Origin of the sequence: Streptomyces thermoviolaceus, assembly GCF_045209695.1 — a bacterium.
Taxonomy (GTDB): domain Bacteria; phylum Actinomycetota; class Actinomycetes; order Streptomycetales; family Streptomycetaceae; genus Streptomyces; species Streptomyces thermoviolaceus.
The window spans coordinates 720,904-734,059 of record NZ_CP109280.1 but is presented as its reverse complement, the minus strand read 5'-3'; the positions used below and the strand labels follow the sequence as shown (position 1 = coordinate 734,059).

The window sequence follows — 13,156 nt, the reverse complement described above, 5'->3', positions numbered from 1 at the left end:
CCCGCCTCCCTCCGCCCCCACCTCGCTCAGGAGCATGCCGTGTCCCCCGACCGCACCACACCTGTCCCGTCCGGCCGCACAGCGGACGACGTCACCACCTACGTCGGCGCCCGCGTGATCACCGGCGACGGACACACCGTCCTGGAGAACGCGATCCTCACCGTCCGGGACGGCCGGATCGCGCACATCGCACCGGCCCGCGAAGCAGGCGAGTCCGAGACCGGTGCGCCCGAGGGCGCCGGAACCGTCGTCCCGGTCCACGGGAAGACGATCATGCCGGCCCTCGTCAACCCGCACGGGCACCTCGGCTACATGCGCGGCACCGTCAGCGACCCGCGCCACTACTCCCGCGACAACGTCGTCGACCACCTCCGCCGCTCCCTGTACTTCGGCGTCAGCACCTTCCAGTCGCTGGGCACCGATCTGCGGGACATCGAGATCGGCCTGCGCGACGATCAGCGTGCCGGCCGTCTCGACGACCCCGACCTGGCCACGCTCCTCACCGCCGGGGCCGGCATCGTCGCGGCACCCACCGCGGACGCCGGCAGCGGCGCCCCCTTCTTCGCCGTGGACGCCGTGCACCCGGCGACCGGACCGGAGGACGCCCGCGCGCACGTCGCCGCCCTCGCCGCCCGGCACGTGGACGCGGTGAAGTTCTGGATCGACGACCGCGGCGGTACCGCCGCCAAGCTGAGCCCGCGGACCGCCGCGGCGATCGTGGACGAGGCGCACCGCCACGGACTGAAGGCCGCGGCACACATCTACACCGCCGACGACGCCAGGACCGCCCTGGACGCCGGCGCGGACATCCTCGCGCACATGCCGCGCGACCCCGAACCCGACGACGAGCTGATCCGGCGTCTGCTCGACCGTGACGTCGCCGTGTTCACCTCGATGAGCGTGCAGGGCCCGGCCACCACGGACTGGCTCGACGAGCCGATCCTGCACGAGGTGCTGCCCGAGAAGACCATCGCCGCCTTCCGTGCCCGCCTCGACGAACGGGAGCACGAGCCGCTGTTCGACACGAGCCGGACGTATGCCCGGTTGCAGCGCACCGTGGCCACCCTGCACGCCGCCGGCGTACGGCTGGTCTTCTCTCCCGACACCGGTGTCTTCGCACAGCTGCCCGGCATGGCCGAGCACCGCGAACTGCAGGCCCTGGTGGAGGCCGGCATCCCCGCGCTGCAGGCCATCGAGTTCGCCACCCGGCGCTCCGCGCACCTGCTGGGCCTCGACGACCGCGGGCTCCTGGAACCGGGACGCCGCGCGGACCTTGTGATCCTGGACGCCGACCCCCGGGACGACATCCGCAACACCCGCAGGATCTCGTCGCTGGTGATCGCCGGCCGCACCGTCGACCGCGACCGGCTGCGCGACAGGATCACGGAGGCGACGGCCTGACCGGACCACCGGCCTCCCGCATCCGTGCAGCAACCTCCCCGACGCAGTCCGGTCCGCCGGCGGTGTCGCTGCGGCATCCGCCGGAACGCCCCTGACTCGTCATCCACCGAAGCCCACCCGGCTCGTGCCGCCGGACCGCACGCAGCGCGGCGGTGCGGTCCGGCGGCACGAGCCGGCACCGCCCCTCGGAGGGGGCAGGCACATCCACCTGTCCGCCGAGACCGGCATCGTCACCGGGGCGAGCCGGGGCATCGGACTGGCGACCGTCACCGCCTTGACCGCCGAGGGCGCCCGTGTCGCGGGTATCTCCCGCACCGTCACACCCGAGGTGCACGAGACGGGCGCGGTCGCCGTCACCACGGACCTCGGCGTCCCGCACGAGGCTACCGCGGCCGTCAGGTCGGCCGTCGGGTCCATCTGCTCTCCGACCAGGCCGCCAACATCACCGTCGCCGACCTCGTCACCGACGGCGGCACGACGAAGACGGTGTAGTGCTCCGGGGGAGCACCGTGGCCGGTGAGGGGGTGTGACACGGGCGGGCGGCGCGGTCAGTCGGCCGAACACCCGCACGGTCGGCCGGTCCCATCAAGTGCCCGCCGAGCCAGGGCCACCGCTCCCGCGAGGCCGTCCGGCATCGGCACCGGGCGCAGGTCCCGCGGGGCGAGCCGTCGGGTCAGCGGGCCGAGCAGTGCCCCGCCGGGACCGAGCAGACCCCCGGTGGTCACCAGGGTCTCCCCGGGACGGGGCTGGAGCGCGTCCAGCGTGCCGACCAGGTGCTCGGCCGCGTCCGACAGCAGTCGCCGGGCGACCGGGTCGCCGTTGTCCGCCGTCCGCGCCACCAACGGCGCCAGGTGGGCCAGGTCCGGAACAGGCCGTTCGTGCACCGCCTGCACCAGCCGGTCGCGCATGCGCTGCGCTGCGGTCGGTGTCGCCGGCTCGTCCTGTGCGGCGGTCTCGCCGAGGTAGTGCGCGAGGACGGCCGGGGTCAGGGCCGTGGGGGCGCCGCGCCCGTCGAGGGAGGCGAGCGCGCTGCGCACCGCCTCGCGCCCGAGCCAGAAGCCGCTCCCGCTGTCGCCGAGCAGCCAGCCGTTGCCGTCGGCGGTGGCCGCGGTGATCCCGCCGGTGATCCGGGCGGCCACGGCGCCGGTTCCCGCGATCAGCACCAGGCCGTCGCCGGGACTGCCCGGGGCGCCCGCGAGAGCGATCTCGGTGTCGCTGGACACCGCGACGACCTCGGGCCGTATGCCCAGCTCGGCGAGGGCCGCCCGCAGCGCCGAACGCGCGTGCGCGGCACCGGCGTTGCCGGGCAGTGCGGAACAGCCGGCCAGCCCCGCGGCCACCGCGCGGACGCGGGGCCGCAGCGAGGGCGGCGTCGCGGCGGCGACCGCCTGCCGCAGGTGGGAGGTCAGCACGTCGAACGGGACGGACAGGGCGTTGCCCGGCCCGGACACGCCGGTGCGCAGCGGCGGCCCGCCGTCCGCCGCCGCCCGGGCCACCGCGGCGCGGGTACGGGTGCCGCCCGCGTCGATGCCGACGACAACGGCCCGAGCCGTCGCCTCCGCCGCTCGCCGATACCCGCTCGTCGCCACGGTGTCTCCCTCCCGGAAAGGGCGCCGGACGCCCCGGACCGCCCGAACACACCGCGTGGTCCGAGGTCATGATGTTTCTCCCCTCCACCGTCTGCCCGCCGCAGGTCCGGTCCATTGACGTACCCCGCCCGCCCTGCGCAGAGTCGAGCGACGAAGAGGCGAAGAAGGGACAGGCCTTCCTCGGATGAGGGGACAGGGCCTTCTGCAGCGAGCCGAAGGAGTGGGCGTGCCGGACAGTCAGGGGTTCCTCGCCGCGGCCAAGGACGTCGTCGACCGCGTGGTCACCACACAGACGGGTGCCGTGCGCGCGGCGGCCCGGCTGATCGCGGCCGCGCTCGCCGACGACGGTGTGGTGCAGGCGTTCGGCACCGGGCACTCGGAGTCGCTGGCCACCGAGTTCGCCGGGCGCGCCGGCGGACTCGTGCCCACCAACAAGGTCGCCATCAGGGACCTCGTCCTGTACGGCGACGCACCCGCCGACACGCTCGACGACCCCCTGCTGGAGCGCGACCCCGAGATCGCGCACCGGCTGTACGCACTCGCCGCACCGCACCCGCAGGACGTGTTCGTGATCGCGTCCAACTCCGGCATCAACGGGTGCGTCGTCGAAATGGCCCGGCTGGTCAAGGAGCACGGGCACCCGCTGATCGCCGTCACCAGCCTCCAGCACACCGCCCGTGCCACCCCGCGTCATCCCTCGGGTCGGCGCCTGAGCGATGTCGCGGACGTCGTCCTCGACAACGGCGCACCCTTCGGTGACGCGCTGCTGCCGCTGCCCTCCGGCGGTTCGGTCTGTGCCGTCTCCACGATCACCGCAGCCCTGCTGGCCCAGATGGTCACCGCGGAGACGGTCCGTCTGCTGATCGAGGACGGCATCACCCCGCCCGTGTATCTCTCGGCCAACGTGCCCGGCGGCGACGAGCACAACAAGGCGCTGGAGGCGCGTTACGCCGGCCGGATCCGGCGCGGTTCCTGACATCTTGGCGGGCAGCGCCCGTCGTGGTCGCCGTGGGCCGGGAGATCAGCCGAGCCCGCGATGGGCGGTCCACAACTCTCCGGCACGGGTGGCGGCTTGCGCCACCAGGGCGGCCAGTTCGGGGGTGTCGGGGACAGGGAACGAGACGTAGGCGCCCCGGCCGCCTGCCACCGGCTTGCCGTAGGCCTTCACGGCGAGGTGGCCGTCCGGAAGAAGCCGGACGTTGAGTGTGGTCAGCGTGAAGGCCTCGCCGCGCCGGGTGTCGTTCCAGCGCAGTGCCTCCGGAATCGTGACATTGATGGCCAGAGCGCTTACGTCCACGTCGTCCACGTCGTCCACGTCGCTCACATCACTGCTCATGCAGGGATGATGTCACCCGTGCGATCTCACCCGGGTCGTCGCAGGTGGCCGACGTCGGCTGGGGACGACCGGCGGCGCCCGCTCAGGACGACCGGTGGCGCGACGGTGCGGGGCGACTGCGCCGGGCTTGCGGCCGTGCGCCGGGCTTGTGGCCGGCCGCGCGACTACGCCGGGCTTGCGGCCCCCTGCCCGCTGCCCGCCGCCCCGGTCGTGGTGGGCTCCGGTGCGGCAGGGGAGACCTCGGCGGCCGTGGGCGAGCCCGCTTCGAGACCGGTGAGGTAGGCGGTCAGGACCCGGCGCAGGCGGGGCTCCAGCTCCACGACGGCGTGGGCGAGGCGCGGATCGCTCCGGTACAGCTCCCGCAGCCGCGGACCGGGGGTGGCCATCTGCCACAGCGCCCCGGCCAGGCTCGTCGCCGTGGCGATCAGGTCGACCGTCTGCGTCTCGGACAGTCCCAGCAGCCGACGCAGCTCGGTGCCGATCAGAGCGATCTCGTCGAGGGTGACGAGTTTGAACGAGCGGACCGTCTCGGCCGACACATTGCGTTCGAGGTTCATGGGGGCCTGTGCCAGCAGATCGCAGAACAGCGGTCGCGCCGCCAGGCCGGCGGCGATCAGCGCGGCGACCTCCTGGGCGGTGGTGTGGCTGCGCGTCTCCAGCTCGGCGCGCAGGTGCGCCGACCATTCCTGCCAGCCTTCCGCGGTCAGCTTCAGGAAGATCTGCTCCCTGGTCTCGAAATAGCGCAGCAGGGCGGACTTGTGCATGCCCACGGCCGCGGCGATGTCCGTGAGGGTGACGTCCCGGACCCCGCGACTGCGGCCGAGCGTGCGGGCCGCGTCCAGGATCGCCGCTTCTCGAGCCTGTTTGGCCTCGGCGCTGCGCGCACGCTGGAAGGCAGGCGAAGTCATGGGCCACATCATAGGAAGGCTTTAAGGGAACGGTGTTGCGTAAATAAGAGAACGGTGTTGCACTAGGGGTATGAGTCAACAGGTCTGGTTCATCACCGGTTCGTCGCGCGGCCTCGGCCGTGCGCTGGTCGTCGCCGCGCTGGAGGCCGGGGATCGCGTCGTCGCCACCGCCCGCCGCCCGGAAGCCCTCGCCGATGTACAGGAGAAGTACGGCGACCGCGTGCATCCGCTCGCGCTGGACGTCACCCGCCCCGAGGCGGCCCGGCGGGCCGTCGAGGCGGCCGTCGGCCGCTACGGACGCATCGACGTGCTCGTGAACAACGCGGGATACGCCAATGTGTCGCCCATCGAGACCGCGGACGACGACGACGTCCGCACCCAGTTCGAGACGAACTTCTGGGGTGTCCACCACGTCACCAAGGCGGCGCTGCCCGTCCTGCGCCGCCAGGGCGGCGGCACGGTCGTGCAGATCTCCTCGGTCGGCGGGCGCGTCGGCGGATCCCCGGGCATCGCGTCCTACCAGGCGGCCAAGTTCGCCGTCGACGGCTTCAGCCGGGTGCTCGCCGCGGAGACCGCACCGTTCGGTGTGCGGGTCATGGTCGTCGAACCGAGCGGCTTCGCCACGGACTGGGCCGGTGCCTCCATGACGGTCCACACGATCCCCGACGCGTACGAGGAGACCGTCGGTGAGTTGAACCGCCGGGTGCGACAGAGTTCGGACGGGGCGGCCGGCGACCCCGAGCGCGCCGCCGAGATCATCGTGCGGACCGTCCGGCGCGGCCGGGTGCCGTCCCATCTGCTGCTGGGGGTGAACGCGGTGACCATGGCCCTGGAGTACTCCCGCCGACAGCTCGCCGAGGCCACCGCCTGGGAGAAGGTCAGCCGGTCGGCCGACTTCGGCGAGCCCTACCCCGTCGACCTCCCGCCCGAGCACGGCGACAGCTGACCCGGCACCCGCACCAGCGCCCGCCGCGCCGGTTCCGCGGCCCCGCCGGTCGCCGGTGACGCCCGGACACCGGCGGGCGACGGGGCCGGAGCAGGACGTGCATCACGCGCAGGCGGGGTACCCGGCAGTGCGAGCGCCCGTCGGCAGCAGACCAGCAGGGGGTGCCATGGTGCAGGGACAGCTCAGGGGCACACCCGACGATCCTTCGCGACGCAGCCCCCTCATCCCGCCCCTGGGGGAAAGGGACCTCGACCAGATCCAGGCCGGGCTCCGGCAGCTCGCGCACGCGCACAGCCGGATGCGCCAGCTGCTCGACGCCGTCGTCAGCATCAGCAGCGCCCTGGACGTGGACGTCGTGCTGCACACCATCGTCGACACGGCCCGGCAGCTCGGCCGGGCACGCTACGCCGCCCTCGGTGTCCTGGACGAGACGGGGGCGTTCGTCCAGCTCATCGCCTCCGGTTTCGGTGACGGCGACGTACGGGACAAGGGCAAGCTGCCGCACGGGGCCGGGCTGCTGGGCGAGCTGATCCGCCACCCCGAACCCCTCCGGGTGGACAACCTGGCGGCCCACCCGCGGGCGAGCGGCTTCCCGGAGGGACATCCCCGGATGAGCACCCTGCTCGGGGTGCCCATCCGCGTCCGGGACACCGTGTACGGCAACCTCTACCTGGCGGACAAGGAGGGCGACGAGGCCTTCACCGACGAGGACCAGGAATACCTCGTCGCGCTGGCCAGCGCCGCCGGCGTCGCCATCGAGAACGCCCGTCTCGTCCAACGGCTGCGGCAGGCGACGGAGGACTTCCAGCGCCGTCTGCTGCCCGATCTGGCCTCGCTGCCGGGTCTGGCGTTCCAGGCCCGCTACCAGCCCTCCACCGAGGCCCCCCGGGTCGGCGGCGACTGGTACGACGTGATCTGCCTGCCGGACAAGGTGCCGTGCGTGATGGTCGGCGACGTCATGGGCCACGGCATCGAGGCCGCCACCGTCATGAGCCGGATCAGCAACATGATCCGCGTCATCGCCTACGCCGAGGGGCAGCCGCCCAGCCGCGTCCTGCACCGGCTGGACGCGCTCCTGCACCACCTCCACGACGCACCGATGGCCACCGCCCTGGTCGCCCGCATCGAACCCGCCGACAGCGGCGAAGGCAGATTCCTGCACTGGTGCAGCGCGGGACACCTGCCTCCCCTGCTGATCACCCCGGACAACCGGGCCCGCTACCTGACGGCCGAGGCCGGGCCGCCCCTCGGCGTCAGCCCCGAACTCACCCGCCCGGACCACCGCCACCCCCTGCCCTGCGGCGCCACCGTGCTGCTGCACACCGACGGACTCATCGAGGAACGCGGCCACAGCTACGACGACGGCATGAGACAGGTGGCCGACACCGCGGCCCGCTGTGCGACCGCGCCCCTGGAAGGACTCTGCGATGCCCTCCTCGCCCAGCGTCAGGGAACCTTCCACGACGACGTCGCCCTGCTCGCCGTCCGCGTGGCGCACTGAGCCGACCCGGAGACGGCCGGGACGGGGGAGCGGGGACCCTCGGAACCCGCATGCGGGGCTGTCCGGCCCCACCGGATCCGGTGTGCGCGCGGTGCACTGGGGTGTGCCGGTGCACCGGGTGTGCCGGCGGAGGCCGTGACGCCCACGCCGCCGCCCGCGCGTCACCACCCCGTACGTGACATGTGAACACCCACAGGAGGAGAGAACGATGGGCACACTCGCACGACGCCAGAGGTTCTCCTTCCCGGAGATCCCCGAGTGGTTCGAGGCCTTCCCCGCCCGGTTCGGCATGCCCTCCCTGGGCGACCTGTACTCGGTGCGGATGGAGGAGTACACGGAGGACGGCCGGTACGTCGTACGGGCGGAGCTGCCGGGTGTCTCGCCCGACGACATCGACGTCGTCCTCAGCGAGGGCACCCTGACCATCAGGGCCGAACGCACCGAACGCGACGTGGACAAGCACCGCAGCGAGATCCGCTACGGCTCCATGAGCCGCACCGTGACCCTGCCACCGGGAGCCGACGAGGACGACGTCACCGCCGACTACACCGACGGCATGCTCACCGTCAGCGTGGGCATGGGACGTGAGCGGACCGAGGAGAAGCACATCGAGGTCCGGCACGGTGGATGACATCCGTCACCGCGGTGCACCGCCGGCCGTCCCCCGGCCGCCGGGTGCACCGTACGCGGCGGCAGCGCGGCGCGCCGGGCGGCGGCCCCGCCCCCTGGCGCGCCCGCCCGGCCGACGCACCGGTGACGGGCAACCGGGAAAGGCGTTGGGGCGATGAGGCAGCGCAGCGTGGGCGATCTGATGACACCCACCGCCGTGAGTGTGCGGCCGGGCACCCCGTTCAAGGAGATCGCCCGCATCCTCGACGAGTACCAGATCACGGCCGTTCCCGTGATCGACGACGAGGAACGTCCGGTCGGCGTGGTGTCCGAGGCGGACCTGCTGCGCAAACAGACGGGAAGCGGCACCGGAAGCAGCGCCCAGGACCTGATGACGAGCCCCGCCGTCGTCGCCGAGCCCGGCTGGCATGCCGTGCGGGCCGCGCGGACGATGGAACACCACAAGGTCAAGCGGCTTCCCGTGGTGGACGGCGACGGTCGGCTCATCGGGGTGATCAGCCGCAGCGACCTGGTGCAGCTGTTCCTGCGCAGGGACCGCGCGATCCAGGAGGAGATCCTGGAGGACGTCATCGTACGGACGCTGGGCCTGCCGCCGTCCGCGCTGACCGTCGAGGTCGCCGACGGACGGGTCACCCTCAGCGGCACCGTCCCGCGCAAGAGCCTGATCCCGATCCTGGTGCGGCTGTGCGACTGCGTCGACGGCGTGGTGGAGGTGGTCACCCGGCTCGGCTTCGACCGGGACGACACCACGGACCACGACGGCGGCACACCGGCATCGCCGCACGCGTCGCGGAACGGACGCCGGTGAACGAGCCCCGCGGCGCACGTTCAGAAGAACACAGACCCGCAACGGCACGTCCGCGAAAGGCGCCGGACCGCGCAGGCACGGCCCACACGAGGGAAAGCGCCGGCGCGGCGCACACGAGGGAAGCGCAGGCGCGTGCACGAGGCGCAGCGTCGGCGCGGCGCACGAAGGAAGGAGCAGCCGTGTGGCCCAGCAAGGCGGAGCACAGGACGGCACCCACGCCGCACGACGCGGCCGGGCTCGGCGCCCCGATCCGGGTCTTCCTCCTCGACGACCACGAGGTGGTGCGGCGGGGCGTGCACGACCTGCTGGACGACGAACCGGACATCGAGGTGGTCGGCGAGGCCGCCACCGCCGAGCAGGCGCTGGCCCGGGTGCCCGCGCTGCGTCCCGACGTGGCGGTGCTGGACGTGCGCCTGCCCGACGGGGACGGGGTGAGCGTGTGCCGGGAACTGCGCTCCCGCCTGCCGGACCTGGCCTGTCTGATGCTGACCTCGTTCGACGACGAGGACGCCCTGCTGGACTCGATCATGGCCGGTGCGGCCGGCTATGTGCTCAAACAGATCCGCGGTTCCGATCTGGTCGCGGCGGTGCGCACCGTCGCCGGCGGGCAGTCGCTGCTGGACCCCAGCGCCACCACGAAACTGATGGCCCGGCTGCGCGGCGGCGGACCCCAGGAGCCGCCGGACGCGTTGCCCGGCCTCACCGACCGTGAGCGGGAGATCCTCGCCCTGATCGGCGAGGGCCTCACCAACCGCCAGATCGGCCAGCGCCTGTACCTGGCGGAGAAGACGGTCAAGAACCACATCTCCCGGCTGCTGGCCAAACTCGGGGTGGAACGGCGCATCCAGGCCGCCGTCATCGCCACCGAGGCCCGCGACCGGCTGAAGGGCGACACCCGTTGACGGACCGGCTCTTCCCGGGGCCGGTGCCTCGTTCGTGCGCGATCCCGCGGTGCGCGCGGCCGGTCCCTGCGTCACCGCGGGTGCCCCGGCGCCGACCGGTCCCTGCGTCACCGCGGGTGCCCCGGCGCCGACCGGTCCCTGCGTCACCGTGGGCGCCCGGCGCCGTGAGGCCCGGGCCGGGTGCCCGTGCCGTCCGGTGCCGCACCCCTTACGGTGGCAGAAGAACGCCACATCGGGGGCTGGGAGGCACACCGGTGGGAGGTTCCGAGGAGTTCGGCGAGGCCGGGACGGCCCGGGTGCAGCTGCCCCAGCTGCGGCTGGACGAGCTGCTGGAGCAACTCCAGGCACGCCTGGACGCCGCCCGCTGCACCCGGGACCGGGTGCACCATCTGCTGGAGGCGGTGCTCTCCGTCGGCCGCGAGTTGCAGCTGCCGCAGGTGCTGCGGCGGATCGTGGAGGCCGCCGCCGTCCTGGTGGACGCCGAGTACGCTGCCCTGGGTGTGATCGGCCCCGACGGCCGACGGCTGTCGGCGTTCCACACGGTCGGGGTGTCCGAGGAGACCATCGCGCAGATCGGCCGGTACCCGGAGGGCCACGGCATCCTGGGGCTGCTGATCCGCCACCCCGAGCCGCTGCGCATCCCGAACCTGGCCGAGCACCCGTCGTCGTACGGCTTCCCGCCGCACCATCCCCCGATGCACAGCTTCCTCGGCGTCCCGATCCGGGTGCGCAACGAGGTGTTCGGCAACCTCTACCTGACGGAGAAACGGGGCGGGGGCGAGTTCGACGAGGAGGACGAGTCGATCCTGTCCACGCTGGCGGTCGCGGCGGGCGTGGCGATCGACAACGCCCGCCTGTACGAGGAGTCCCGGCTGCGGGAGCGCTGGCTGCAGGCCAACGCGGAGATCACCCACAGCCTCATGTCGGGCGCCGCCGAGGCGGAGGTCCTCGCACTGATCGCGCAACGCGCACGGGAGATCACCGGCGCGGCCCTGGCGGTGATGTCGACACCCGTGCCGAACACGGACACGCTCAGCGTGGACGTCGCCATGGGCCGGCACGCGGAAGCCCACCGCGGCCTGGTCCTGCCCATGGGCGGCACCCTGACCGGGCATGCCTTCGCCGAGGGCGCACCCGTGATCAGCCCGGACATCGAGCACGATCCTCGGGTGACCGCCCGTCCGGCGCGGTTCGCCGGCCTCGGCCCGGCGGTGGCGCTCCCCATCGGATCCGGTGCCCACATCCGAGGAGTCGTCCTGCTGGCCCGGCAGACCGGCGCCGACGACTTCTCCGCCCGTGAACTGGACCGGCTCAAGAGTTTCGCCGCACAGGCCGCACTCGCCATGGAGCTGGCCGAGCGCCGCCAGGACACCGAACGGGTCGCGGTGTGGGAGGACCGCGACCGCATCGCCCGGGACCTGCACGACCTGGCCATCCAACGGCTGTTCGCCACCGGGATGACCCTGCAGAGCGCCGGCCGCCTCGTCGAGCACCCGGAAGCCAAGGAACGGGTGCTGCGGGCCGTGGACGACCTGGACGAAACCATCAAGATCATCAGGTCGACCATCCTGGGCCTGCGCACGCACGACGAGGCGGCCCCGGGACTCAGGGCGCGCGCGGTCCGGGCGATCGGCGAGGCCACACCCGTGCTCGGCTTCGCACCTGCCGTGCGCATGGAGGGCCTGCTGGACACACATGTGCCGAAAGAGGTCGCCGACCATGTGATCGCCGTGCTGTGCGAAGCCCTGACCAACATCGCCCGGCACGCCCGCGCACAGCACGCCGAGGTCGTGCTGGAGACCGACGGCGAGCAGGTGTGCCTCACGGTCACCGACGACGGCGTCGGCATCCCGCCCCGGGGCCGCCGCAGCGGCCTGGCCAACATGGCCGAACGGGCCCGCGGTCTCGGCGGCTCCCTGGAGATCGGCACACCCGCAGGCGGAGGGACGGTCCTGGTGTGGCGTGCACCCCTCGGCGCCGCCGCCCACCGCCCGCCCGCCGGCCGTACGGCCGCCCCGTGACCTGGTGTGCCGTTCCGGGACCTCGCCAGGTGTGCCGTCAGGGACCTCGGGCCCATTGGTGTCGGTGCCGGATCGGGGCGATGCTGAGAACACGTCCCGGAGGGAGGGCATGCCATGCACGCTCAGCTAGGGGACCGACTGGTCGTGGAGAGCCCGGCCACCGGGGTGACCCGGCGTGACGGCGAGATCGTCGGTCTGCACCACGACGACGGCACACCCCCGTACGACGTGCGCTGGTCGGACACGGGCGAGGTCACCCTCGTCTTCCCCGGACCGGACGCACATGTCCAGCACCTGGTGCACGAACGGCCCCCGTCACCCGAACCGGCACCGTCCGCACCCGCCGCCGCGCGGACGGGGCACCCGGGCGACTTCGGACGACGTGTGGCCGAAGCCCGTCGGCGCAGAGGTCTCAGCCTGGAGGAGGCGGCCGCGCGTGCCCGGATGTCGCCGCAGTATCTCGCCTATCTCGAACAGCGGCCTTCCGAGCCGGGCATCGCCACCGTGCTGCGCCTGGCCGACGCGCTGGACACCAGCCTCAACACCCTGCGCGGCTGCGACGAGGACCTGCCTCCCGGACAGGGAACGGCCCTGCTGCACCCCCGTCTGACCGACCTCGGCGAGGACGAGTGCCGGGCGCTGCTGTCCACGCACGGCGTGGGACGCATCGCCTTCACCGGACCGGACGGGCCGGCCGCGTTCCCGGTCAACTACGAGATGGTGGACGGCGACGTCTGCTTCCGCACCGCGCCCGATGCGGCACCCGCTGCGGCCGCGGGCCGCGAGGTCGCCTTCGAGGTCGACCGCGTCGACGAGGTGATGAGCCGGGGCTGGAGCGTGCTCGTGGTGGGGCGTGCCGAGGGCGTCGACGACCCGGAGACGGCCGACCGGCTGCACCGGCAGGCCCACTCCGGACCGTGGGCGGGCGGCACCCGAGAGCTCTGGGTGCGGGTGCGGCCCACGCGGCTGACCGGACGGCGCATCACACCTGCCGACGGATGACCACCCGCCGGAACACCTGCCGACGGACGCACACCCGCCGACATACGAACACGCGTCGACGTATGCGCGGCCACCGGCACGGCACCGGTGCAGCGCGGTCGCGGGACGCGAG

Annotated in this window: 13 protein-coding genes; 10 read left to right on the top strand and 3 right to left on the bottom strand. The window is 73.1% G+C overall.

The window, feature by feature from the left end:
• Positions 1-39 precede the first annotated feature (39 nt).
• Both OG899_RS03255 and OG899_RS03250 read left to right on the top strand, forming a co-directional pair.
• Positions 40-1,401: an amidohydrolase family protein gene (locus tag OG899_RS03255; protein ID WP_168132247.1), complete on the top strand. Its 1,362-nt coding sequence runs from the start codon at positions 40-42 to the stop codon at positions 1,399-1,401.
• A gap of 124 nt (positions 1,402-1,525) precedes the next feature.
• On the top strand, positions 1,526-1,921 hold the full coding sequence (locus tag OG899_RS03250; protein ID WP_308431470.1) for an SDR family NAD(P)-dependent oxidoreductase: 396 nt from the start codon (positions 1,526-1,528) through the stop codon (positions 1,919-1,921).
• A 28-nt stretch (positions 1,922-1,949) separates the two neighbouring features.
• On the opposite strand, the gene OG899_RS03245 is transcribed toward OG899_RS03250, so the two are convergent.
• Positions 1,950-2,990, bottom strand: a complete 1,041-nt coding sequence (locus tag OG899_RS03245) for an N-acetylglucosamine kinase (protein ID WP_168132248.1) — start codon at positions 2,988-2,990, stop codon at positions 1,950-1,952.
• Between the two features lie 184 nt (positions 2,991-3,174).
• Here OG899_RS03245 and OG899_RS03240 point away from each other — a divergent pair, with 184 nt between their 5' ends.
• Entirely contained in the window at positions 3,175-3,966 is a 792-nt protein-coding gene (locus OG899_RS03240) for a sugar isomerase domain-containing protein (protein WP_125498465.1), read from the top strand.
• 45 nt (positions 3,967-4,011) lie between these two features.
• On the opposite strand, the gene OG899_RS03235 is transcribed toward OG899_RS03240, so the two are convergent.
• Together OG899_RS03235 and OG899_RS03230 are read right to left on the bottom strand one after the other, a co-directional pair.
• Positions 4,012-4,326 (bottom strand): hypothetical protein, encoded by a 315-nt coding sequence (locus OG899_RS03235; RefSeq protein ID WP_125498464.1) that lies wholly within the window; start codon positions 4,324-4,326, stop codon positions 4,012-4,014.
• A 164-nt stretch (positions 4,327-4,490) separates the two neighbouring features.
• Positions 4,491-5,234, bottom strand: a complete 744-nt coding sequence (locus tag OG899_RS03230) for a TetR/AcrR family transcriptional regulator (RefSeq protein ID WP_125498463.1) — start codon at positions 5,232-5,234, stop codon at positions 4,491-4,493.
• Between the two features lie 70 nt (positions 5,235-5,304).
• Here OG899_RS03230 and OG899_RS03225 point away from each other — a divergent pair, with 70 nt between their 5' ends.
• From OG899_RS03225 to OG899_RS03195, 7 genes are all read left to right on the top strand, one after another.
• On the top strand, positions 5,305-6,180 hold the full coding sequence (locus OG899_RS03225) for an SDR family NAD(P)-dependent oxidoreductase (protein WP_125498462.1): 876 nt from the start codon (positions 5,305-5,307) through the stop codon (positions 6,178-6,180).
• 166 nt (positions 6,181-6,346) lie between these two features.
• Positions 6,347-7,681, top strand: coding sequence for a PP2C family protein-serine/threonine phosphatase (locus OG899_RS03220; protein ID WP_168132251.1), 1,335 nt, complete (start codon positions 6,347-6,349; stop codon positions 7,679-7,681).
• 208 nt (positions 7,682-7,889) lie between these two features.
• Positions 7,890-8,312: an Hsp20/alpha crystallin family protein gene (locus OG899_RS03215; protein WP_406310899.1), complete on the top strand. Its 423-nt coding sequence runs from the start codon at positions 7,890-7,892 to the stop codon at positions 8,310-8,312.
• A gap of 153 nt (positions 8,313-8,465) precedes the next feature.
• On the top strand, positions 8,466-9,119 hold the full coding sequence (locus OG899_RS03210) for a CBS domain-containing protein (RefSeq protein ID WP_125498460.1): 654 nt from the start codon (positions 8,466-8,468) through the stop codon (positions 9,117-9,119).
• Positions 9,120-9,367: 248 nt separating this feature from the next.
• Positions 9,368-10,021, top strand: coding sequence for a response regulator transcription factor (locus OG899_RS03205; protein WP_125498471.1), 654 nt, complete (start codon positions 9,368-9,370; stop codon positions 10,019-10,021).
• 254 nt (positions 10,022-10,275) lie between these two features.
• Positions 10,276-12,042 (top strand): GAF domain-containing sensor histidine kinase, encoded by a 1,767-nt coding sequence (locus tag OG899_RS03200; protein ID WP_125498459.1) that lies wholly within the window; start codon positions 10,276-10,278, stop codon positions 12,040-12,042.
• A 114-nt stretch (positions 12,043-12,156) separates the two neighbouring features.
• Complete coding sequence (locus OG899_RS03195) at positions 12,157-13,044, top strand: pyridoxamine 5'-phosphate oxidase family protein (protein ID WP_125498458.1); 888 nt, start codon at positions 12,157-12,159, stop codon at positions 13,042-13,044.
• Positions 13,045-13,156: the final 112 nt, after the last annotated feature.

What these genes read in the sequence shown, in the direction of transcription:
- OG899_RS03240 (WP_125498465.1), top strand. Translation starts at nt 3,175, where the DNA reads ATGAGGGGACAGGGCCTTCTGCAGCGAGCCGAAGGAGTGGGCGTGCCG.
- OG899_RS03225 (WP_125498462.1), top strand. Translation starts at nt 5,305, where the DNA reads ATGAGTCAACAGGTCTGGTTCATCACCGGTTCGTCGCGCGGCCTCGGC.
- OG899_RS03215 (WP_406310899.1), top strand. Translation starts at nt 7,890, where the DNA reads ATGGGCACACTCGCACGACGCCAGAGGTTCTCCTTCCCGGAGATCCCC.
- OG899_RS03230 (WP_125498463.1), bottom strand. Translation starts at nt 5,234, where the DNA reads ATGACTTCGCCTGCCTTCCAGCGTGCGCGCAGCGCCGAGGCCAAACAG.
- OG899_RS03210 (WP_125498460.1), top strand. Translation starts at nt 8,466, where the DNA reads ATGAGGCAGCGCAGCGTGGGCGATCTGATGACACCCACCGCCGTGAGT.
- OG899_RS03220 (WP_168132251.1), top strand. Translation starts at nt 6,347, where the DNA reads ATGGTGCAGGGACAGCTCAGGGGCACACCCGACGATCCTTCGCGACGC.
- OG899_RS03235 (WP_125498464.1), bottom strand. Translation starts at nt 4,326, where the DNA reads ATGAGCAGTGATGTGAGCGACGTGGACGACGTGGACGACGTGGACGTA.
- OG899_RS03195 (WP_125498458.1), top strand. Translation starts at nt 12,157, where the DNA reads ATGCACGCTCAGCTAGGGGACCGACTGGTCGTGGAGAGCCCGGCCACC.